The sequence below is a fragment of the Streptomyces sp. NPDC026515 genome (assembly GCF_055567595.1).
Genome location: NZ_JBVHQD010000015.1, coordinates 1 through 20,737, shown reverse-complemented (window position 1 = coordinate 20,737; position 20,737 = coordinate 1). Strand labels below are relative to the sequence as shown.

Sequence of the window (20,737 nt, the reverse complement as noted above, 5' to 3'; positions counted from 1 at the left end):
GGCCGTACGATGCTTTGGTGCCCCTCCCCAAAGCTGAACTGCACCTCCACATCGAAGGCACTCTGGAACCGGAGCTGGCGTTCCGGCTCGCCGAGCGCAACGGTGTCGTGCTGCCGTACGCGGACACCGAGAGTCTCCGCGAGGCCTACCTGTTCAAGGATCTCCAGTCCTTCCTGAACCTGTACTACGAGCTGATGACCGTCCTGCGTACCGAGCAGGACTTCGAGGACCTCGCCAACGCCTATCTGACCCGGGCCGCCGCCCAGGGCGTGCGGCACGCCGAGATCTTCTTCGACCCGCAGGCGCACATCGCGCGGGGCGTGCCCATGGGCACGGTCGTCGAGGGGCTGTGGCGGGCGCTCGGCACCAGCCTCGAGAACCACGGGATGTCCACCCGGCTGATCATGTGCTTCCTGCGCGACGAGTCCGCCGACTCGGCACTGGAGACGCTCCAGGCAGCGCGGCCCCACCTGGACCGGATCATCGGCGTCGGGCTGGACTCGGCCGAGGTCGGGCACCCGCCGGCCAAGTTCCGCGAGGTGTACGAGACGGCCGCCGGCCTCGGGCTGCGGCGCGTGGCGCACGCCGGTGAGGAGGGGCCGCCCGCCTACATCACCGAGGCGCTGGACCTGCTCGGGGTGGAGCGCGTCGACCACGGGCTGCGCTGCATGGAGGACCCGGACCTGGTCGCCCGTCTGGTGCGGGAGCGGATCCCGCTGACGCTGTGCCCGCTGTCGAACGTCCGGCTGCGCGCGGTGGACGTGCTCGCCGAGCACCCGCTGCCGGCGATGCTCGACGCGGGCCTGCTGTGCACGGTCAACTCCGACGACCCGGCCTACTTCGGCGGTTACGTCGCCGACAACTACCACGCCGTGCGCGACGCCCTGGGCCTGTCCCGGGAGCAGATGCGGCAGCTGGCCCGCAACTCCTTCCTCGCCTCCTTCCTGGACGACGACGAGGAACTGCGGGCCCGGTACCTGGCCGAGGTGGACGCCTACGAGTTCGGCACCAGGCCCTAGGCGGCGACGTCCAGGCGTACCGTCTCGTCGGTGAGCGCCGGGCAGGCGGCCGTGACGGTGGTGGTCCTGGGCCGCAGTGCCACCGCCGTCAGCGGGACCGCGATCGCCAGCAGGCCCACCGCCAGAACCGTCCCCATCACCGGGAAACCGGCCTCGGCCGACAGCAGGCTGCCGGTCATCGGGCCGACGGCGGTGCCCAGCGACGACGCCGAGCCGACCAGGACCGCCCAGCGTCCGCGCGGGTCCAGGGACGCGGCCAGGCCGATGACGTACGACAGGACGACCGGGTAGAGCAGGTTCCAGGCGATCTCGCCGGACGCGAACGCCGTCAGGTCGGTGGCGGACGCGCTGAGCGCGACACAGCCGGCGATCAGCACCGTGCCGAGGCCGATCGGCAGGGCCTGCCCGAGCCGGGGGCCGAGCGCGCCCGCCCCGATTACACCGAGCAGACCGGCGCCGAGCGCCACCGCGAACACCACGCCCACGGTCACCTCGCTCAGGTGCGCCTGGGTCAGACCGATCCGGCCGCTCACACCCCACAGCGCGTTCTGTACGGCCGACCAGCAGGGCATCGCCGCGGCCAGCAGCAGACCCGAGCGCAGGTGCGGGAGCCGGGAGCCGGGCGCGGTGCGGGGCAGCGCCGGGGCGGTGCGGGGCGACAGGCGGGCGGTGAGCGGCCAGACCGCGAGTGCCGTGAGCGCGATCGCGGCCAGGGGCTGCGCATGGCCGGGACCGAGGTGCGGGACCGTCAGGTAGACCGCCGCCGCGAGGGCGGAGACCCCCAGCAGGCCGAGGGTGGTGGTGCGGTGCGGGTCGCGCTCTGCGGCGATGCCGGTGGCGGCCACCGCGGTGACCGTGCCGGAGCCGAAGCCGCCGGCGACCGCGCCGGCCACGACGGCCGGGACGTGGCCGGTGAGGGCGGCGCCACCGTAGCCGAGGACGGCGAGGAGCAGGCCGGCGCGGGCGAGGGCGCGGGGGCCGGCGCGGTCCACCCGGGACGCCAGCAGGAAGCCGGCGGCCGCGGAACTCAGCAGCAGGGCGCTGCCGATGGCGCCTGCCTCGGTGGCGGAGACGGGGAGCCCCGAGTCGAGCCTGCCGACGGTGGTCGGGAGCAGGTAGGGGGCGAGGTACCCGGCCGTGAAAAGGGCGACGAGGGGCCAGGGGGTGGTGCGGGCGGACACGGGCGTTCCCAGGGCATGCGAAAGGACCGACGGAGGAGGGGGGTTGGGCGCAGGCCGTCGACGGACAGGAACGCGCGGGCAATTTGTATCAAGTGGGAGGAGGGCGGAAGAAGGGCGGGTGGTGTGATGTGGGTCATGTTCTGTTTGGGGGCTGGGCGGAGGGGTAGAAGCGCCGCGCGCCGTGGGGCCCGGCTGCCGCGGACACGGCGCCGCCCGTCGCCCCGACGGGGCGGAGCCGCTGACAGGTACGGCCCGGCGCCCTTTGTGGTCAGCGCCAGTTGACCGTGCCGCCGGGGGGTGTTGCCGCCTCGATCCTCGCCCGGGTCTCCCTCATCACCGTCACGATCTCCGCCTCGTGGTCCGGTGTCAGGCGGGTCACCGGCACCGAGCAGCTGATCGCGTCCTGGGCCGGGGTGTCGTAGCGCAGGGCGAAGCCGAAGCCGGCGATGCCCGTGACGCCTTCCTCGCGGTCGATCGCGTAGCCGCGGGCGCGGATCCCGGCGAGGTCGGCGGCCAGCGCGTCCCGTGTGGTGCGGGTGCGGGGGGTCAGGGGCTCGTACGGACCCGCGGGGAGCTCCTCCGCGGGGCGTTCGGCCAGGAGCGCCTTGCCGAGGGCGCCCGCGTGGGCCGGCAGCCGTCGGCCCACCCTGCTGATCGTGCGCAGGTACGCGTGTGACTCCCGGGTCGCCAGGTAGGCCACGTCCGGGCCGTCCAGGCGGGCCAGGTGGACGGTCTCGCCCAGCTTCTGCGACGCCTCGTCCAGGTACGGGCGGACGAGGCGGACGCGCGGGTCGGAGTCCAGGTAGTTCGTGCCGGTCAGCAGGGTGCGGATGCCGACGCCGTAGAGGGAGCCGGTCGTGTCGGTGCGCACCCAGCCCCTGGTGACGAGGGTCTGGAGCAGGGCGTACATCGAGCTGCGCGGGACACCGAGTTCGTCCGCGAGTTCCTGGAGGCGGGCCGGGCGGTCGCCGCGGGCCGCGAGGAGCTCCAGCAGCTCCACCGTGCGCGCCGCGGACTTCACCTCACGGACGCCTGCTGTCTCGGACATGTGCAGATCGTAGAGGCACGGGGACGGGGTGCGCCGTTGACGAGGGGTGTTCGCATATCTAGTGTTGGTTTTCATACGTGGATGACATCTACATAGGGAGATGGATTTCGGTGACCGGACAGCCGGAGGGTGTGGTGCGGAGGTTGCGGGACGGGATGGCGGGCGGGGTGCTGTCGTTCCCGCTCACCGCCTTCCACCCCGACGGGTCCCTGGACCTGGACGGATTCCGGGAGTACGTCGGCGGGCAGCTGGCCGCCGGGCCCGGTGCGCTCTTCCCGGCCTGCGGGACGGGCGAGTTCTTCTCGCTGGACGAGGACGAGTACCGGCAGGTCGTGGCCGTCGCCGTAGAGGAGGCGGCCGGGCGGGTGCCGGTGGTCGCCGGGGTGGGATACGGCTGGGCGCAGGCCGTGCGGTTCGCCCGGGCCGCCGAGGAGGCCGGGGCCGACGCCCTGCTCGTGCTGCCGCACTATCTCGTCGCCGCCCCGCAGGACGGCCTGGTCGCGCAGCTGGAGGAGATCGCGGCCCGCACGCCGCTCCCGCTCATCGCCTACCAGCGTGGCCAGGTCGCCTTCACGGCCGACGCGCTGACGCGCATCGCCCGTATCCCCGGCGTCGTCGGACTCAAGGACGGGCACAGCGACCTGGACCGGCTCCAGCGGCTCACCCTCGCCGCCCCGGAGGGCTTCCTCTTCTTCAACGGTGCCGCCACCGCCGAGATCCAGGCCCGGGCCTACGCCGCCGTCGGCGTCCCCGCCTACTCCTCCGCCGTGCACGCCTTCGCCCCCGAGATCGCCGACGCCTTCTTCGCCGCCCTCGGCGCCGGCGACCACGGCACGGTCGACAAGCTGCTGCGCGACTTCTACGTGCCGTTCGTCGAACTGCGCGACCGGGTGCCCGGATACGCGGTGTCGCTGGTGAAGGCGGCGGCCCGGCTGCGCGGCCGCCCGGTGGGTCCCGTGCGCGCCCCGCTCACCGACCCCTGCGCCGCCCACCTCGCCGACCTCAGGGGCCTGCTGACCGCCGGACTCGACCTCGTGGGGGCGTCCCTGTGAACCCCGGGGACGGCCGGGTCCTCGTGCCGGCCGTGCCGCGCCGGCAGGGCGGGCACGGCCGGGCGGTCCCGCGGCGAGAGCCGTCGCCGCTGTCCCGACATGGTGCAGACTGGCCGGATCCGCACCACGTCCAGGGAGCGCACCGTGACCGCGTCCAACGCGTTCGCCGGAGAGGAACCGGAGTACCTCGACGACGACAGAGGAGCAACGACCGCGCACTGCGCCGCGCAGGTCGACCCGCTGGCCGGCCTGCGCGCGCCCGGCGATCCGCCCTGGGACGTCTACCTCACCGGCACCGTCTTCCTCGACATCGTCTTCACCGGCCTGCACTCCGCGCCCGTGCGCGGCACCGAGTCCTGGGCCCGCGGCATGGGCTCCAGCCCCGGCGGCATCGCCAACATGGCCACCGCCCTCGCCCGGCTCGGCCTGAAGACCTCGCTCGCCGCGGCCTTCGGCGACGACCACTACGGCGAGTACTGCTGGGACGCCCTCGAACAGGGCGAGGGCATCGACCTCTCCCCGTCGCGGACCGTGCGCGGCTGGCACTCGCCGGTCACCGTCTCCATGGCCTACGAGGGCGAGCGGACCATGGTCTCGCACGGCCACGAGCCGCCCGCCGACACCCTGTTCCGCCAGCAGAACGCCCCCGGCCACCCGGCCCACGCGCGTGCCGCCGTCGCCTCCCTCACGCCCGGCACCCGCAACCCCTGGATCGCCAGGGCCGCCGCCGAGGGCACCCGGATCTTCGCCGACGTCGGCTGGGACGACACCGGGGCGTGGGACCTGGCGAGCCTCGCCGACCTGGAGTACTGCGAGGCGTTCCTGCCGAACGCGCAGGAGGCGATCCGGTACACCGGCGCCGACTGCCCGCGGGCCGCGGCCCATGCCCTCACGCGGTACGTGCCCCTGGCCGTCGTCACCCTCGGGGCGGAGGGCGCCTACGCGGTCGACGGGCGGACCGGGGAGTCCGCCGAGGTCCCGGCGATCGCCGTGGAGGCCCTCGACCCGACCGGCGCGGGTGATGTCTTCGTCGCCGGGTTCGTCACCGGCACGCTCGCCGACTGGCCGCTGGCCGACCGCCTCGCCTTCGCCGGCCTCACGGCGGCGCTCTCCGTCCAGGAGTTCGGCGGCTCGCTGTCCGCGCCGGGTTGGTCCGAGATCGGGGCGTGGTGGCGGAAGGTCCAGTCGGTGGCCGGCCAGGACCCCGCGGCGCTGCGGCGGTACGCGTTCCTGGAGGGCCTGGTACCTGAGGAGGACCAGGTCAGGCCGTGGCCGCTGCGGAGGGCGGTGCCGACGATCGGGTTCGGCCGCTCGGCGTGACGGCCGTGCGGGCGCCAGTGGGCCGGGGCGGGTGCGCCGTCGCCGTGGTTGCTCGCGCGGTTCCCCACGCCCCCTCAGCGGCGCGACAAGCCCCCACCGGCCCGCCGCCGACGACGGACCGGACCACCCCCGTCTATCCCCCGGTCACTCTCGCGACCTGCTCCCGCACGAAGGTCCGTCCCCCCTGCGACACCCCCGCCAGCGCCCCGGCGAACAGCTCCTCCACCCTGCCCCCCTGGGCGTCCACGCTCCCGCGGCTCAACTCGTAGCCCTCCCGCACCGCGACCCTCAGCACACCCTCCGTGTCCACCCCCGCCGCGACGATCGTCGGCACCTCCCCGCCCGCCGGGTCCGCGACCTTCGCGTACACGCCCCGCACCGGCTCCCGCCAGCGCAGCGCCAGCAGCACCGGCGCCTTGGCCTCCAGCTCGGCCAGGTCCACCTCGTGCACCCCGTCCGCCGTGAGCACCTCGGCCCACGCGTCCAGCACGATCGCCGCCGGCAGCAGATCCCGCAGGCTCGACCCGGCGATGTTCCCGCCGACCGTCGCCGTCCGGCGCACCGAGCCCGTGCCGACCCCCTTGGCCGCCGTCCGCAGCACCTCCGGAACCCGGTCGTCCACCTGGTGCAGCAGCACCGCGCCCCCCAGCACGCCGTCCCCGATCGCCGTCGCCTGCGGCACCTTCCGCAGGGACACCGCCTGTTCCGGGAAACCGTCCCGTTGCCAGACGGCCCAGACGAGGGTCGCACCGCCGACGGGTATCGCGCCCTCGGACAGGCATTCCCGGGCCTCGGAGACCGACGTGGGCAGACGCAGCAGCACGGCTACCTGCTTTCTGGGCGGACAGGTGGCGCGGAGCGAACGCGGCCCCCCGGCCACGCGTGGCGGTGACGGCCCGGATTCTGCCCCGGCGCGCCGGAGCGCATGCAGGGCTCACGGCTGCAACAGGGGCGCCTTCCGCTGTGAAAAGGCCTACGGCGTTGTCACCCCGGCGTCGTACGCTTGGTATCGCGAGGCCGCCCTCAGCTACGCGGCCGTGATGAGGAGGAACCGCAGGCCTTAAGCGCCGGCCCATGACTCAGACACCCACAGCTCACACTCCCGCGCAGCAGCAGGCCCGAGCTCAGTTCGAGGTTCCCGCCCAGCACCCGATGGTCACCGTGCTGGGATCCGGCGACTCCCTGCTGCGTGTGATCGAGAAGGCCTTCCCGGCGGCCGACATCCATGTCCGGGGCAATGAGATCAGCGCGGTCGGCGATGCCCGTGAAGTCGCCATCGTCCAGCGCCTGTTCGACGAGATGATGCTGGTGCTCCGCACCGGGCAGCCGATGACGGAGGACGCAGTGGAACGCTCGATCGCCATGCTGCGGGCGAGTGAGAACGGGGAGGGCCCGGAGGAGACCCCGGCCCAGGTTCTGACACAGAACATCCTGTCCTCGCGCGGTCGCACCATCCGCCCCAAGACCCTCAACCAGAAGCGGTACGTCGACGCGATCGACAAGCACACGATCGTCTTCGGGATCGGCCCCGCCGGTACCGGCAAGACCTACCTGGCCATGGCCAAGGCGGTGCAGGCCCTGCAGTCCAAGCAGGTCAACCGCATCATCCTGACCCGGCCCGCGGTCGAGGCGGGCGAGCGGCTGGGCTTCCTGCCGGGCACGCTCTACGAGAAGATCGACCCCTACCTGCGGCCGCTGTACGACGCGCTGCACGACATGCTCGACCCGGACTCCATCCCGCGCCTGATGGCGGCCGGCACCATCGAGGTGGCACCGCTCGCCTACATGCGCGGCCGCACCCTCAACGACGCCTTCATCATCCTCGACGAGGCCCAGAACACCTCGCCCGAGCAGATGAAGATGTTCCTGACCCGGCTCGGCTTCGAATCGAAGATCGTGATCACGGGCGACATCACCCAGGTCGACCTGCCCAACGGCACCAAGTCCGGTCTGCGCCAGGTGCAGGACATCCTGGAGGGCGTGGAGGACGTGCACTTCTCCCGGCTGACGTCCCACGATGTCGTACGGCACAAGCTGGTGGGCCGTATCGTCGACGCGTACGAGCAGTACGACAGCACGCACGGCACGGAGAACGGCTCGCATCAGGGCGGCCGCTCGAAGTCCGGGCACAAGGGGAAGTAGACAAGCACAGCGCCATGTCGATCGACGTCAACAACGAGTCCGGAACCGAGGTCGACGAGCAGGCGATCCTCGACATCGCCCGCTACGCCCTCGCACGGATGCGCATCCACCCGCTCTCCGAACTCTCGGTGATCGTCGTGGACGCCGACGCCATGGAGCAGCTGCACATCCAGTGGATGGACCTGCCCGGGCCGACCGATGTCATGTCCTTCCCGATGGACGAGCTGCGGCCGCCGTCGAAGGACGAGGACGAGCCGCCGCAGGGGCTGCTCGGCGACATCGTGCTCTGCCCGGAGGTCGCCGCCAAGCAGGGTGCCGAGGCCGACACCCAGCACTCCATGGACGAGGAGCTCCAGCTGCTCACCGTCCACGGAGTGCTGCACCTGCTCGGCTACGACCACGAGGAGCCCGACGAGAAGGCCGAGATGTTCGGTCTGCAGGCGGCCATCGTGGACGGCTGGCGGGGGGAGAAGGGCCTGACCGGCCCCTCGCCGGCGCCGACGGTCTCCTAGCCGGGTGGTCGTCCTCGTATGAGTTCGCAGATCGTCGCCGGAGCGATCGCCCTGGTCGTCGTCGCATGGCTGGCCGCCTGCGCCGAGGCCGGCATCGCCCGCGTCTCCAGCTTCCGCGCCGAGGAGGCCGTGAAGTCCGGGCGGCGCGGCAGCGCCAAGCTCGCCCAGATCGCCGCCGACCCCACCCGCTACCTCAACGTGGCGCTGCTGGTCCGGGTCGCCTGCGAGATGGCCGCCGCGGCCCTGGTCACCTATGCCTGCCTCCAGGAGATCCCGGCCACCTGGGAGGCGCTGCTCGCCGCGATCGGCGTGATGGTGCTCGTGTCGTACGTCGCCGTCGGCGTCTCCCCGCGCACCATCGGCCGCCAGCACCCGCTGAACACGGCCACGGCCGCCGCCTACGTCCTGCTGCCGCTGGCCCGCGTCATGGGCCCGGTCCCGTACCTGCTGATCCTCATCGGCAACGCCCTCACCCCGGGCAAGGGCTTCCGGCGCGGCCCGTTCGCCTCCGAGGCCGAACTGCGCGCCCTGGTCGACCTGGCGGAGAAGGAGTCCCTGATCGAGGACGAGGAGCGCCGGATGGTGCACTCGGTCTTCGAACTCGGCGACACCCTCGTCCGGGAGGTGATGGTCCCGCGCACCGACCTCGTCGTCATCGAGCGGTACAAGACCATCCGGCAGGCCCTCACCCTGGCCCTGCGCTCCGGGTTCTCGCGCATCCCCGTCACCGGGGAGAGCGAGGACGACATCGTCGGCATCGTGTATCTCAAGGACCTGGTCCGCAAGACGCACATCAGCCGGGACGCCGAGTCCGACCTGGTCTCCACCGCGATGCGGCCCGCGTTCTTCGTGCCCGACACCAAGAACGCGGGCGACCTGCTGCGCGAGATGCAGAAGGAACGCAACCACGTCGCCGTCGTCATCGACGAGTACGGCGGCACGGCCGGGATCGTCACCATCGAGGACATCCTGGAGGAGATCGTCGGCGAGATCACCGACGAGTACGACCGCGAGCTCCCGCCCGTCACCGACCTCGGCGACGACCGCCACCGGGTCACCGCCCGCCTCGACATCACGGATCTCGGCGAGCTGTACGGTCTGGAGGAGTACGACGACGAGGACGTGGAGACCGTCGGCGGGCTGCTCGCGAAAGCCCTCGGCAGGGTGCCGATCGCGGGTGCCTCCGCCCAGGTCGAACTCCCCGACGGCCGCAGGCTGGCCCTCACCGCGGAATCGGCCGCCGGCCGGCGCAACAAGATCGTGACGGTGCTGGTGGAGCCGGTACCGGTGCCCGACGACCCGGAGGACGACCCGGAGTGACCCCGGACCAGCTCCGCGCCTTCTGTCTCTCCTTCAACGCGGCCGAGGAGGACTTCCCCTTCACCCCGGACGTCTCGGTCTTCAAGGTGCTCGGCAAGATGTTCGCGCTGAGCTGGATCGACGCGAAGCCGCTGAAGGTCAACCTCAAGTGCGCCCCCGAGGACGCGGTGCGGCTCCGTGACGAGCACGAGGGGCTGGTCGCGCCGGGGTACCACATGAACAAGCGGCACTGGAACACCGTGACCGTGGACGGCGGCCTTCCCGAGCGGCTCGTGAAGGAACTGATCGAGGACTCGTACGACCTCGTCGTGGCCGGCCTGCCGAGGGCGGAGCGCCTGCGGCTGGACCGGCCGTGACGGGACCGGTCGGTGCGGGTGGCCGGAGTGTCTGACCGGGTCAGGTTGTTCGTATGCTCGGGGCATGACCGAGAGCAGTGGGCTTGATCCCGAGGACCGCAAGATCGTCACCCTGGCCCGTTCGGCGCGGGCCCGCAACGGGGTGCCCGAGGGGGCGGCGGTACGGGACTCGACGGGCCGGACGTACGTGGCCGGCACGGTGGACCTGGCCTCGCTGAAGCTGAGCGCGCTGCGGACGGCGGTGGCGATGGCGGTGGCGTCGGGGGCGGAGTCCCTGGAGGCGGCGGCGGTCGTGAGCGGGGCGGACGCGATCGAGGCGGGGGATCTGGCCGCGGTGCGGGATCTCGGCGGGCCGGGGACGCCGGTGCTGCTGGCGGGGCCGGACGGAGAGGTACGGCTGACCGTCCCGGCCTGACCTCGTTGACTCCGTCGGGAACGGGGGCGGGGCTGCTTGACTCGGTGGCGGGTGCGGCGACGGCGTGCTTGCCCGCACCCAACCGCACCCGCGGCGCGGACAGTAGGCCAGATTTCAACCTTGTCGGTCTGTGTCGCTCGCGTATCAATGGGACCGTAAGTTCCGACGGACCGTCAGATCTGGGCGGGGCGCCGGAATCGGCGCCCCGCGGTGTGCCCGCATCCACCCGGACCGGGGTCGCCATCCCCACATGGCATTCCCACGTAACGGGAAGGGAGCCCGATCTCCATGAAACGCTTGACCACCGGTGCGGCACTCGCGGCGGGGGCCCTCGCCGCCACGGCGCTGGCCTTCGCACCCTCGGCCGCCGCCGTCACCCCGACCACCGCCACCGTCACCGCCAGCTGCGGCATCTTCGGCGGCGGCGCGGCCACCCTCACCGCTACCCAGAGCGGTACCGCGGCCACCCTCACCCTCACCTCCAGCGCGATCACCACCCCCCTCGCCCTGTCGGCGAACTCCATCGCCTCCACGCTCACCATGGCCAACTCGCACGGCGGCAACGTCGTCTTCAGCGGCACCGTGAACCCGGCCATGGCCGCCGGCAGCGCCGTCACCGTCGGTCCGCTGCCCGGCACCGTCGCCGCCGGTGACAGCCTCGACTTCCACGGCGGCTCACTGAAGATGGTCATCTTCGGCATCACCGTCACCTGCACGTCCAGCGCGGCCCAGTCGCCCGGCCCGTTCGTCTTCTGATCCCGGGCACGCTGACTGGTTCGTTCCGGATGCCGCAGAAGCTGATGAACCGTCAGTTTTCTGCGGCATCTCCATTGACTTCTCACGTGCCCTCCACATCAATGGCCCCCTGTCGGCGCAGAGGAGCCGCTGCGCCCGCAACCCTCAGGAGGGGGCTTCCATGGGTTCACCCCCAAGGTCACGAAGATCCCGACGGTGGCGCTTGATCTCGCTGTTCGGGGCGACCGCGCTCGCGGTCGCGACGGGGGGCGCACTGGCCTGTCCGGCCGGTGCCGCCGGAACGAACGTCGACTTCGCCACGCACTGCATCCCGCCCGCCGTCGCGGGCCTCCCGCCGATCGACGGCACCACCACCGCGAGCATCTCGGTGGACGACACCACGCCCAAGGTCGGCGACACGGTCACGGTGACCTACACCGTGGTCACGCCCGCCGCGAACAACCCCACCGCCCTCGCCCTGCCGGCCGACATCATGACGCCGACCGGGAAGGTGACGCTGGGCGGGGCACAGAGCGGGGACGTCACGGTGACCGGGCCGAAGAAGAACGACCCGGTGCCCGGGTACGGGACCTTCCCGTCGTTCTCCATGACGGGCACGTTCACCGTCACCTCGCCGGGCGCCATCAGCCTCTCGCCCGGCGACTACAACATCCACACCAGCTACATCCTGGAGCTGGACACCCCCTGCACGGTCACCAACCCGCCCGCCCCGGTGTCGGAGACCGTCACGGCGACCTCGACCACCCCGGTCAACAACCGGGCCATCAGCCTGAGTTCGGCCTCCGGGAACCCCGGTGACAGCGTGACCGTCAGCGGGCAGAACTTCACCCCCGGCGCGACCGTCACGCTCGCCGGGCGGTCCGGGAGCAGCCAGACCGCCGACACGGCCACCGCGACCGCGGGCACCGACGGTTCCTTCAGCGCCCCGATCACCGTCAACGACAGGACGACGACCGGGATCGTGGCGTACGAGGGCAGTGCCTGGAGCGACACGGCGGGGGCCGGTCCGGCCGCCTACGTCGTCAACGACACCACGCCGGTGCCGGACGGGAGCCAGAAACTGACGACCACCGTCAGGGCGGGCACCCTGTCCATGTCCCAGGCCGGGGACTCCGTCGCGCTGTCGTCGGTCGACTTCGGTCAGGGCGGCGCGTCCACCGGTGCCCTGCGGACCGTCACCGTCAAGGACTTCCGTGGCGGTCCGGCCGGCTGGTCGCTCACCGGCAAGGTCACCGACTTCACCGGTCCCGGCGCCAAGATCGACGCCGGGAAGCTGAGCTGGACCCCGTCCTGCGCGGCCAAGGCAGGCAGCCCGAGCGCCTGCGCGGCCGGTTCCGCGGGTGCCGTCGGCGGTTCCGGAGCGACCCTCGCGTCGACCCCGGACGCCCCGGTCACCGGCGGTGAGTTCACCGTCGGCGCCGGACTCTCCCTGGACGTACCGGCGTTCACCCCGCCGGGGTCGTACTCCGGAGTCCTGACCCTGACGCTCACCTGAGCCAACACCCCAGTGGCGACCGGACTTTCGGATCACGGGAGACCGGTCGCCGCCCCAACCGCTTCCGACCGGGGGTCCGCACCCATGCGTCGCGTCAAGCCGTGTGTCCTCCTCCTGAGTCTGCTGCTCCTCGGCGTCCTCGGACCCCTCGGCACGGCGGGCCCCGCGCGCGCCGCCGACAACGGCAGCTGGTCCGTCTACCCGGTCGCCTCCAAGATCGCGGCGCGGCCGTACTTCTATCTCTCCCTCGACCCCGGGCAGAAGATCACCGACAAGGTGGCCGTCGCCAACAAGACCGGCAAGCCGCTCACCTTCCGGCTGTACGCGGCCGACGCCTACAACACCGCGCGGGACGGCGGGTTCGCCGTCCGCACGGTGAAGGAGCGGATGCGGGGGGTGGGCGCCTGGGCGAAGACGGGCAGGGCGCGGGTCACCGTGCCGCCGCACGGGACGGTCACCGTCCCCTTCACCCTGCACGTGCCCCGGGACGCCGGACCCGGTGACCACCCGGGGGCGATCGTGGCACTGGACGAACGCGTCGACCCGGGGACGGGCTCCCTCGCGCTCGGCGTGCAGCGGGCCGTCGGAGCCCGGGTCTACCTGCGGGTGAGCGGGCCCACGCTGCCGGCCGTCGCCGTCGAGAACGTGCACCTCACCCACCACCAGCCGCTCGTGCCCGGCCTCGGCGACAGCACCGCCACCGTCTCCTACACCCTGCACAACACGGGGAACGTCACGCTGGACCCCAAGGTGCGGCTGCGGGCCGAGGGACTCTTCGGCCGCAGGCTGCTCAGCCGCGACCTCACCGGCGTCCCTTCCGAGCTGCTGCCGGGGGAGCGCGTGCGGCTCACCGCAGCCTGGCGGAACGCGCCCCAGTTCGACTGGGGGAACGTCACGTTGACGGCCAGCGCGGCCGGCACCGAGGAGTCCGCGAGCGCCTCGTTCCTCGCTCTGCCGTGGCTGGTGGTGGGGCTGGCCTTCGTCGCCGGGGTGGCCGGCGGCGTGCTGCTCGCACGGGCCCGCCGGGGCCGCCGCGGCCGTGGCCTGCGGGGGCTGCTCAGAGGGCGTCGGGGCCGCGCTCGCCCGTCCGCACCCGGACGACCGTCTCCACCGGCAGTGCCCACACCTTCCCGTCCCCGATCTTCCCCGTCCGCGCGGCCCTGACGATCGCCTCGATCACCGGCTCGGAGTCGGCGTCCTCGACGACGACCTCGATCCGGACCTTGGGGACCAGGTCGACCCGGTACTCGGCACCGCGGTACACCTCGGTGTGGCCGTGCTGCCGCCCGTACCCGCTGGCCTCGGTCACGGTCAGGCCGTGCACCCCGATCTCCTGCAGGGCGGCCTTCACCGGGTCGAGGCGGTGGGGCTTGACGATCGCGGTGACGAGCTTCATGGCTGGCTCTTGACCTTCTGGGCGGAGGGGAGGAGGGACGCGCCGACCGGGGCACCGTGGCCCAGGACCCCGTGATCGTAAGCCGTCTCCGCGTGCACCGACAGGTCGAGACCGGCGTGCTCCTGCTCCTCGCTCGCCCGGAAGCCCAGCGTCCGGTCCAGCAGCCTGCCGAGGCCGTACGTCACGGTGAAGGCGTACGCCGCCACGGCCACCACCGCGACCGCCTGCCTGCCGAGCTGGCCGAGCCCGCCGCCGTAGAACAGGCCCTCGGCGCCGCCGGTCATGGCCTTCTCGGCGAACAGGCCGATCAGGAGGGTGCCGATGACTCCGCCGACCAGGTGGACGCCGACGACGTCGAGCGAGTCGTCGTAGTTCAGCCGGAACTTCCAGGAGACCGCGTACGAGCAGACCACGCCCGCGGCGAGGCCGACGGCGAGCGCGCCGAGCAGTGAGACCGAGCCGCAGGACGGAGTGATCGCGACCAGGCCGGCGACGGCGCCCGAGGCCGCGCCCAGGGTGGTCGGGTGGCCGTCGCGCCGCTGCTCGACGAAGAGCCAGCCCAGCAGCCCCGTGCAGCCGGCCGCCATGGTGTCCAGGAAGGCGGCGGCCGCGAGACCGTTGGCGCCGAGCGCGCTGCCCGCGTTGAAGCCGAACCAGCCGAACCAGAGCAGACCCGCGCCCAGGACCACCATCGGGAGGTTGTGCGGGCGCATCGCGTCCTTCTTGAACCCGAGCCGCGGCCCGAGGACCAGGCAGAGCGCCAGGCCGGAGGCGCCGGAGGTGATCTCGACCGGGAGACCGCCGGCGAAGTCCAGGGCGCCGAGGCCGTGCTGGATCCAGCCACCCGGCCCCCACACCCAGTGCGCCACCGGAACGTATACGAGCAGTGCCCACACCGGCACGAACACCAGCCACGCCCCGAACCTGGCCCGGTCCGCGACCGCACCGCTGATCAGCGCGGCGGTGATGACCGCGAAGGTGAGCTGGAAGGTGGCGAAGAGCAGGGTGGGAACGGTGCCCCGCACGCTGTCCGGGCCGAGCCCGCGCATCCCGGCGTGCGCCAGGTCGCCGACCAGCCCCGCCCCGGCGTCCTCGCCGAAGGCCAGCGTGTATCCGCCCGCCAGCCACACCACCGTCACCAGCGCGATCGACACGAAGCTCATCATCAGCATGTTGAGGACGCTCTTGGTGCGGACCATGCCGCCGTAGAACAGGGCCAGGCCCGGGGTCATCAGCAGGACCAGGGCGGTGGCGGCGAGCAGCCAGGCGGTGTCGCCGGTGTCTGCGTGCGCGGCTGCGGTGATCACGGGCGTCTCCAACGTCGTGGGGGCTCGTCAGAGACTCACCGGAACGCGTTTCCGGCTGCGTACGACTGTGTTTCCGTGACGTTTCGTTACCCCTGGGTCACCGAATTCTCACGGTGCGGCGGGGTGTCGTGGATCAGGGAGAATGGGGGCCATGAGCGTTCGCAGCCAGTCAACCGAGCCGTCGGAATCGCCGGAGGCCGTCCACCGGGCGGGCTTCGCCTGTTTCGTCGGGCGCCCCAACGCGGGCAAGTCCACCCTCACGAACGCTCTGGTCGGGCAGAAGGTGGCGATCACCGCGAACCAGCCGCAGACCACGCGGCACACGGTGCGCGGCATCGTGCACCGGCCGGACGCACAGCTGATCCTGGTCGACACCCCGGGGCTGCACAAGCCGCGCACGCTGCTCGGCGAGCGCCTCAACGACGTCGTGCGCACGACGTGGGCCGAGGTCGACGTGATCGGCTTCTGCCTGCCGGCGAACGAGAGGATCGGCCCCGGCGACCGCTTCATCGCCAAGGAGCTGGCCGGGATCCGCAAGACCCCGAAGATCGCGATCGTCACCAAGACCGACCTGGTCGACTCCAAGGCCCTCGCCGAGCAGCTGATCGCCATCGACCAGCTGGGCAAGGAGCTGGGCTTCGAGTGGGCGGAGATCGTGCCGGTGTCGGCGGTCGGCGACCAGCAGGTGAACCTGCTGGCCGACCTCCTCGTCCCGCTCCTGCCCGAGGGCCCGGCGCTCTACCCCGAGGGCGACCTCACCGACGAGCCCGAACAGGTCATGATCGCGGAACTGATCCGCGAGGCGGCCCTGGAGGGCGTCCGCGACGAGCTGCCGCACTCCATCGCCGTCGTCGTCGAGGAGATGCTCCCGCGCCCGGACCGCCCCGCCGACAAGCCCCTCCTGGACATCCACGCCAACCTCTACATCGAGCGCCCCAGCCAGAAGGGCATCGTCATCGGCCCCAAGGGCACCCGCCTGAAGGAGGTCGGCATCAAGTCCCGCAAGCAGATCGAGGCCCTGCTGGGCACCCCGGTCTTCCTGGACCTGCACGTGAAGGTGGCCAAGGACTGGCAGCGGGATCCGAAGCAGCTGCGGCGGCTCGGGTTCTGAGAAGGCCGGCGGTCCCGCGCCTCGGCGCCGTTTTGCGGGGTCCACCGCCGGGTATGCGCGGTCGGCACCCCAGCAGGAAGTGCTCGGTCTCCAGCGGCGGGCCGGCGTCATGGACGATGCAGGCGACACCATCGACGCCCGCGACGCCGACTCCGCCGGTGACCGCGCCGCACGGGTCGTCCAGGCAGTCCACCACCGCGTCCCGGTTCCCGCCGAGGCAGCCCGGGAACCCGGGGGTCTGCGCGAGGGCGCGGTACGTTCCCGGCACCGTCATCAGGGCCCGCGACTCGAAGCGGTGCACCGTACCGCCCTTCGCCGACAGCTCCGCCGGCTGTCCCGGACCCAGGACGACCCCCGTGGGACGCCCACGGCCCACGGGGCGAGGTGCCCGCGAGATCGGTACGCCGGTCGGGGCGGGCGCGGGAATCGCCGAGCCACGGACGGCGGCCGGGTCTTCGGGCCCGGTCACGCCTCCCAGAAGGGGGCGCCGACCCGGATCCGGATCTGCCGGTCGCGGTCCACGTGCATGGCCACGGTCCCCTCCACGGTCTCCCCGACCTCGGGGAGCGGCACGGGCGGAGCCTTCGGGTCGTTGATCGTGCCGTCGGGGTTGTACGACAGGAGGTCGACGAATCCGTTGACCCCCGGGGCGTCGTCGAGTGCGAGGAACACCCCGAACGGGAACCGGTCCTTCACCCTGCCCCTGGCGGCACTCCCCAGGGGGTATCGCCGCTTCGCCGCTTCCCACATCTCTTCGCCGCTCACTTGTGCCGCACCCTCGGATATTGATTCAGATCTTCGACCACGTTGTTCGGGATCTCCAATTCCTTTTCCGGTCCGCCTTCGTAGTTCCGCTCGTACTTCTCGTACTTGGCGGCGTACTCGGATTTCGGAATCTTTATCTCTATGACGCCCTCGCCGTAGGATTTCGCATATTTCTCGGCAACGTGCCGCTCCTTCGCGAAGTACACCCTACCGTTGGGGTAGATGTAGTCGGGAGCGTCCGGATCGCCGGGGAAGTCGGCCTCACGGTACCCGTATTTCTCCTGCTGCTCGCCCAGCTTCCGCCCCGGCGCCTTGAAGATGGACTGTGCGCATTCTTCCGGGGAGAGCCCCAGATGGTCGCTCCACACGTCGGGGTTGGTGACGTAGGTCAGCGGGTTGGGGGCCGGAGCGAGGCCGAGGGGATCCGCGGTGAGGTACCGGCCGGTCTCCGGATCGTAATGGCGGAAGCAGTTGTAATGAAGTCCGGATTCCGGGTCGAAGTACTGACCCGGAAAACGCAGCGGAGTGTACGTCGTGCTGCCGGTGGCCCAGGCCGTCGTCCCCCAGACGGTTCTGCGTGCCTGCCAGCCGATCCGTCCGGTCTCGTCGACGAGTTCGGTGGGCGTGCCGACCAGGTCGGTGACGATGGAGAAGAAGCGGGAGTCGATCTCTTCCTGAGGTGCGTCCGCCGCGGAGATCCGCTCGGTCTGCGCGACGGGATGCAGCCGCTGGTGATCCCAGGTGAGCGTCACCCGATGCGCGACGTCCGGTTCGGTGGTCGTCTGTTCGCACAGGGCGCTGCCGTCCCAGGTGAAGACGGTCTCCTCCACCACCGTCTCGCCGTCCGGGCCGAGGCGTTCCTTGGCGGTCCTGCGGCCCAGCGGGTCGTACCGGTAGCGCCACCGGGTGCCGTCCGGCGTGACGACGGCCGTGAGGCGGTCCTCGACGTCCCAGGTGTAGTGCCAGGTGCTCGGCTCACGGGACAGCCGGGTGCGCTGCCGGGAGACGATCCGGCCCCGGCCGTCGTGCCCGTAGCGGTACCTGCCGGCCTCCACGACGGCCGTACCCGCGTAATCGCGGGGCCCGGCGGCGTCCGGGCTCGCGGGGGACCCCGGCCATTCGGCATGGGTCTGGTTGCCCGCCGCGTCGTACGCGTACGCCTCCGACCAGTCCTGGGCCCGGACGGCGGTGACCCGGCCCAGCGTGTCCAGCTCCATGGCCCGCGTACCGGAGCCGCTGTCCCGCACACCCACCAGGTTGCCGTCGGCGCGATACGTGTAGGCCCGTTGCTGGACCGGGGAACCGTCCCCCGTGGTCACCGACTGTGCCACGAGGCGGCCCAGTTCGTCGAAGGCGTGGGCCAGCGTGACGTGGTCGCCGAAACGCCTGGCCGTCTCCCGGCCCGTCGCGGAACGCTCGAAGTCGATCACCCTGCCTGACGTGATCAGCCTGACCAGACGGCCCGCGGCGTCATGAGAGCGGGTGCTCACCGCACCGCTCGGCGTGGTACGCCCGACCCGGTGTCCCGCGGCGTCGTAGGTGAAGGTGAGGACGCGTCCGTCGACGGTCTCGGAGAGCGGCCGGCCGAGCGCGTCGCGTTCGACGGTCATCGTGGACTGCGGGCTCACGGCGCGGACGAGGCGGCCGGAGGCGTCGTGGGTGAACTCGGTGACGGCTCCGGCGGCGTCCTTGCGGACGATCCGGCCGAGCACGTCGCGCGCGAACGTCACCGGCTCGCCCAGGGCGTCGGTCCGTGAGCCCAGTCTCCCCGCGGCATCGTGCTCGTATGTCACCGTGCGGCCGTCGAAGTCCGTCTCCGACACGAGGCGGTCCGCCTGGTCGTAGGCGTAACTCCATGTCATGCCGAGGGGGTTGACGACGCGGGTGAGGCGCAGCGAGGAGTCGTAGGCGAACTCGTGCCGGGTGCCGTCGGGGGCGACGCGTGCCGTGAGCAGGTCGAAGTGCGTGTACTCGAAGCGGGAGAGGTGGCCGGACCGGTCCGTGTGCGAGGTGCAGTTGCCCTCACCGTCGTAGGTCCAGGTCTCGGCCGCGCCGTCCGCGGCGGCCCGCCGGAGCAGCCGGCCTTCCGGAGACCAGGTGAAGCGGGTGGAGTGCCCCGCCTCGTCGACGATCTCCACGGGCCGGCCCATGGCATCGCGGGTCCAGACCACCTCGGCGCCGACGGCGTCCGTGATCCGCAGGGGCAGCCCCGCGGCATCGCACTGGACCCGTGTCGTGTGTCCGAGGGCGTCGACGACCGCGGCGAGGTGTCCCGTCTCCGTGTAGACGGCCCGGTCGGCGGCGCCCGTCGGATCGGTGATCGCCGTGCAGTTGCCCCGTTCGTCGTACGTGTAGCGCCACGAGGCGCCGTCCGGCAGCTCGACGGCCGTGGCCAGGTGGAGATCGTTGTAGGCGGCCCTGACGACGCTGCCGTCGGGTCGGGTGACCGCGACGGGCAGGCCCATCTCGTTGTTGACGATGCGGGTGGTGTGCCCCAGCTGGTCCGTCGACGCGACCAGGAACTGCCTGCTGTCGTACTCGCTGCGTGTCATGCCTCCGAGGGCGTCGACCTCGGCGACCACCAGGCACGCTTCGTCGATCACGTAACGCGAGACGGCACCCTCGGCCGACGTGACCTCGGTGACCGCGCGGCCGGGCCAGGAGGGATCCGTTCCGTCGTACGAGAAGGTGTGGGAGAGGTGTCCGTCCTCCCCGCCCTGGGCGATGCAGCGGTCGTGTTCGTCGTAGGTGTAGGTGTAGCGGCTGCCGTTGGAGTCGCGCCACGCCGCCGGGCGGAGGCGCTCGTCGTAGGCGAATTCCGTTGTCGAGCCGGACGAGTCGGTCACCGAGGTGAGGGCACCGTCGGTGTAGCCGAACCGTTTGAGCGTCAGGTCCGCGCCGTCTTCACCGGCTCGGGCCAGGTGCAGCGCCGTGACGCGTTCCTCTTCGACGGTGAGGGTGAGGTGATAGCCGCCTGAGTGCCGGATCGCCAGGGGAGTGCCGGCGGCGTCGAAGTCGAAGGCGATGGTGTTGTGGTTGCGATCGGATATGAGCTTCGGGAGGGCGACGCCGCGACTGGGCGGCGCGAAGTGCCGGCTCAGACCGCCGACCGGGTCGTCGATGCGGTAGCCGCCGTCGTCCAGCCGGGTCAGCGGCCGGCACGGACCTGCCTGGGGGTGGACACCGACCCCCGGGCTCTCCGGATGGGGGTATGCGAGAAGCAGCCCGTCGTCGCTGACGAAGACGACGCCCTGCTCGTCGATCTCCAGCCTCTGGTCGACCGTCGACGCCCAGGAGGAGCCGAACCACCAGCCCGTGCGATGTCCGGATGACACCCGGCGCGTGAAGGCCAGGGGAAGCGTGCCCTCGAGGACGATGTCCGTCTCGGCCAGGAACGTGTGGCCCGTAGCGACGTCGACGGGGTCTCCGCACCCCTTGATCCTGCTCTTCAGCCGGTTGAACGCGCCCTCCGCGCCTTCGGCCAGCATGCCGCGGGCGTTCTTGCCCAGGCCCTTCACGGCGAGGCTCATGGCTTTCATGCC

The 20,737-nt window shown here is 71.8% G+C and carries 19 protein-coding genes; 12 read left to right on the top strand and 7 right to left on the bottom strand.

Annotated elements, in window-relative coordinates; genetic code table 11:
- Positions 1–17 precede the first annotated feature (17 nt).
- A complete protein-coding gene (locus ACZ4O3_RS28695; protein ID WP_467724965.1) occupies positions 18–1,019 on the top strand; it encodes an adenosine deaminase in 1,002 nt (333 codons plus the stop codon).
- Here the strand turns inward: ACZ4O3_RS28695 and ACZ4O3_RS28690 are convergent.
- Both ACZ4O3_RS28690 and ACZ4O3_RS28685 read right to left on the bottom strand, forming a co-directional pair.
- Positions 1,016–2,200: an MFS transporter gene (locus tag ACZ4O3_RS28690; protein WP_467724963.1), complete on the bottom strand. Its 1,185-nt coding sequence runs from the start codon at positions 2,198–2,200 to the stop codon at positions 1,016–1,018. The two genes, ACZ4O3_RS28695 and ACZ4O3_RS28690, sit on opposite strands and share 4 nt — an antisense overlap.
- A gap of 268 nt (positions 2,201–2,468) precedes the next feature.
- Positions 2,469–3,248, bottom strand: coding sequence for an IclR family transcriptional regulator (locus ACZ4O3_RS28685; RefSeq protein ID WP_467724961.1), 780 nt, complete (start codon positions 3,246–3,248; stop codon positions 2,469–2,471).
- Between the two features lie 110 nt (positions 3,249–3,358).
- Here ACZ4O3_RS28685 and ACZ4O3_RS28680 point away from each other — a divergent pair, with 110 nt between their 5' ends.
- Complete coding sequence (locus ACZ4O3_RS28680) at positions 3,359–4,300, top strand: 5-dehydro-4-deoxyglucarate dehydratase (RefSeq protein ID WP_467724960.1); 942 nt, start codon at positions 3,359–3,361, stop codon at positions 4,298–4,300.
- A gap of 144 nt (positions 4,301–4,444) precedes the next feature.
- A complete protein-coding gene (locus ACZ4O3_RS28675) occupies positions 4,445–5,620 on the top strand; it encodes a carbohydrate kinase family protein (protein WP_467724959.1) in 1,176 nt (391 codons plus the stop codon).
- 133 nt (positions 5,621–5,753) lie between these two features.
- Here the strand turns inward: ACZ4O3_RS28675 and ACZ4O3_RS28670 are convergent, their stop codons facing one another.
- Positions 5,754–6,443 carry an FAD binding domain-containing protein gene (locus ACZ4O3_RS28670; protein WP_467724957.1) on the bottom strand — a complete coding sequence of 230 codons (690 nt, stop codon included), beginning with the start codon at positions 6,441–6,443 and terminating at the stop codon, positions 5,754–5,756.
- Positions 6,444–6,694: 251 nt separating this feature from the next.
- On the opposite strand from ACZ4O3_RS28670, the gene ACZ4O3_RS28665 reads away from it, so the two are divergent.
- The 8 genes from ACZ4O3_RS28665 (at position 6,695) to ACZ4O3_RS28630 (ending at position 13,780) form a co-directional block, all read left to right on the top strand.
- Entirely contained in the window at positions 6,695–7,762 is a 1,068-nt protein-coding gene (locus ACZ4O3_RS28665; protein ID WP_362722830.1) for a PhoH family protein, read from the top strand.
- Positions 7,763–7,776: 14 nt separating this feature from the next.
- Entirely contained in the window at positions 7,777–8,274 is a 498-nt protein-coding gene (gene ybeY / locus ACZ4O3_RS28660) for an rRNA maturation RNase YbeY (protein WP_351691360.1), read from the top strand.
- Positions 8,275–8,292: 18 nt separating this feature from the next.
- Positions 8,293–9,594, top strand: a complete 1,302-nt coding sequence (locus ACZ4O3_RS28655; protein WP_362722825.1) for a hemolysin family protein — start codon at positions 8,293–8,295, stop codon at positions 9,592–9,594.
- Complete coding sequence (locus tag ACZ4O3_RS28650; protein ID WP_362722822.1) at positions 9,591–9,950, top strand: MmcQ/YjbR family DNA-binding protein; 360 nt, start codon at positions 9,591–9,593, stop codon at positions 9,948–9,950. Before ACZ4O3_RS28655 ends, ACZ4O3_RS28650 begins: the two co-directional genes overlap by 4 nt.
- A 64-nt stretch (positions 9,951–10,014) precedes the next feature.
- Positions 10,015–10,365, top strand: coding sequence for a cytidine deaminase (locus tag ACZ4O3_RS28645; RefSeq protein ID WP_362722819.1), 351 nt, complete (start codon positions 10,015–10,017; stop codon positions 10,363–10,365).
- 288 nt (positions 10,366–10,653) lie between these two features.
- Positions 10,654–11,121, top strand: coding sequence for a hypothetical protein (locus ACZ4O3_RS28640; RefSeq protein WP_467724955.1), 468 nt, complete (start codon positions 10,654–10,656; stop codon positions 11,119–11,121).
- 160 nt (positions 11,122–11,281) lie between these two features.
- On the top strand, positions 11,282–12,616 hold the full coding sequence (locus ACZ4O3_RS28635) for a beta-xylosidase (RefSeq protein WP_467724954.1): 1,335 nt from the start codon (positions 11,282–11,284) through the stop codon (positions 12,614–12,616).
- Between the two features lie 84 nt (positions 12,617–12,700).
- Positions 12,701–13,780, top strand: coding sequence for a DUF916 domain-containing protein (locus ACZ4O3_RS28630; protein WP_467724953.1), 1,080 nt, complete (start codon positions 12,701–12,703; stop codon positions 13,778–13,780).
- Here ACZ4O3_RS28630 and ACZ4O3_RS28625 read toward each other — a convergent pair.
- Both ACZ4O3_RS28625 and ACZ4O3_RS28620 read right to left on the bottom strand, forming a co-directional pair.
- Positions 13,674–14,012: a P-II family nitrogen regulator gene (locus tag ACZ4O3_RS28625; RefSeq protein ID WP_362717836.1), complete on the bottom strand. Its 339-nt coding sequence runs from the start codon at positions 14,010–14,012 to the stop codon at positions 13,674–13,676. The two genes, ACZ4O3_RS28630 and ACZ4O3_RS28625, sit on opposite strands and share 107 nt — an antisense overlap.
- The gene (locus ACZ4O3_RS28620) at positions 14,009–15,319 is read right to left on the bottom strand and encodes an ammonium transporter (RefSeq protein WP_362717839.1); all 1,311 of its coding nucleotides are present in this window, start codon (positions 15,317–15,319) and stop codon (positions 14,009–14,011) included. The genes ACZ4O3_RS28625 and ACZ4O3_RS28620 overlap by 4 nt, the downstream gene beginning before the upstream one ends.
- A gap of 142 nt (positions 15,320–15,461) precedes the next feature.
- Here ACZ4O3_RS28620 and era point away from each other — a divergent pair, with 142 nt between their 5' ends.
- Positions 15,462–16,430, top strand: a complete 969-nt coding sequence (era, locus tag ACZ4O3_RS28615) for a GTPase Era (RefSeq protein WP_362717841.1) — start codon at positions 15,462–15,464, stop codon at positions 16,428–16,430.
- A gap of 465 nt (positions 16,431–16,895) precedes the next feature.
- Here the strand turns inward: era and ACZ4O3_RS28610 are convergent, their stop codons facing one another.
- Complete coding sequence (locus ACZ4O3_RS28610; protein ID WP_467724951.1) at positions 16,896–17,195, bottom strand: hypothetical protein; 300 nt, start codon at positions 17,193–17,195, stop codon at positions 16,896–16,898.
- Positions 17,192–20,725: a DUF6531 domain-containing protein gene (locus tag ACZ4O3_RS28605; RefSeq protein ID WP_467724949.1), complete on the bottom strand. Its 3,534-nt coding sequence runs from the start codon at positions 20,723–20,725 to the stop codon at positions 17,192–17,194. The genes ACZ4O3_RS28610 and ACZ4O3_RS28605 overlap by 4 nt, the downstream gene beginning before the upstream one ends.
- Between the last annotated feature and the right edge of the window lie 12 nt (positions 20,726–20,737).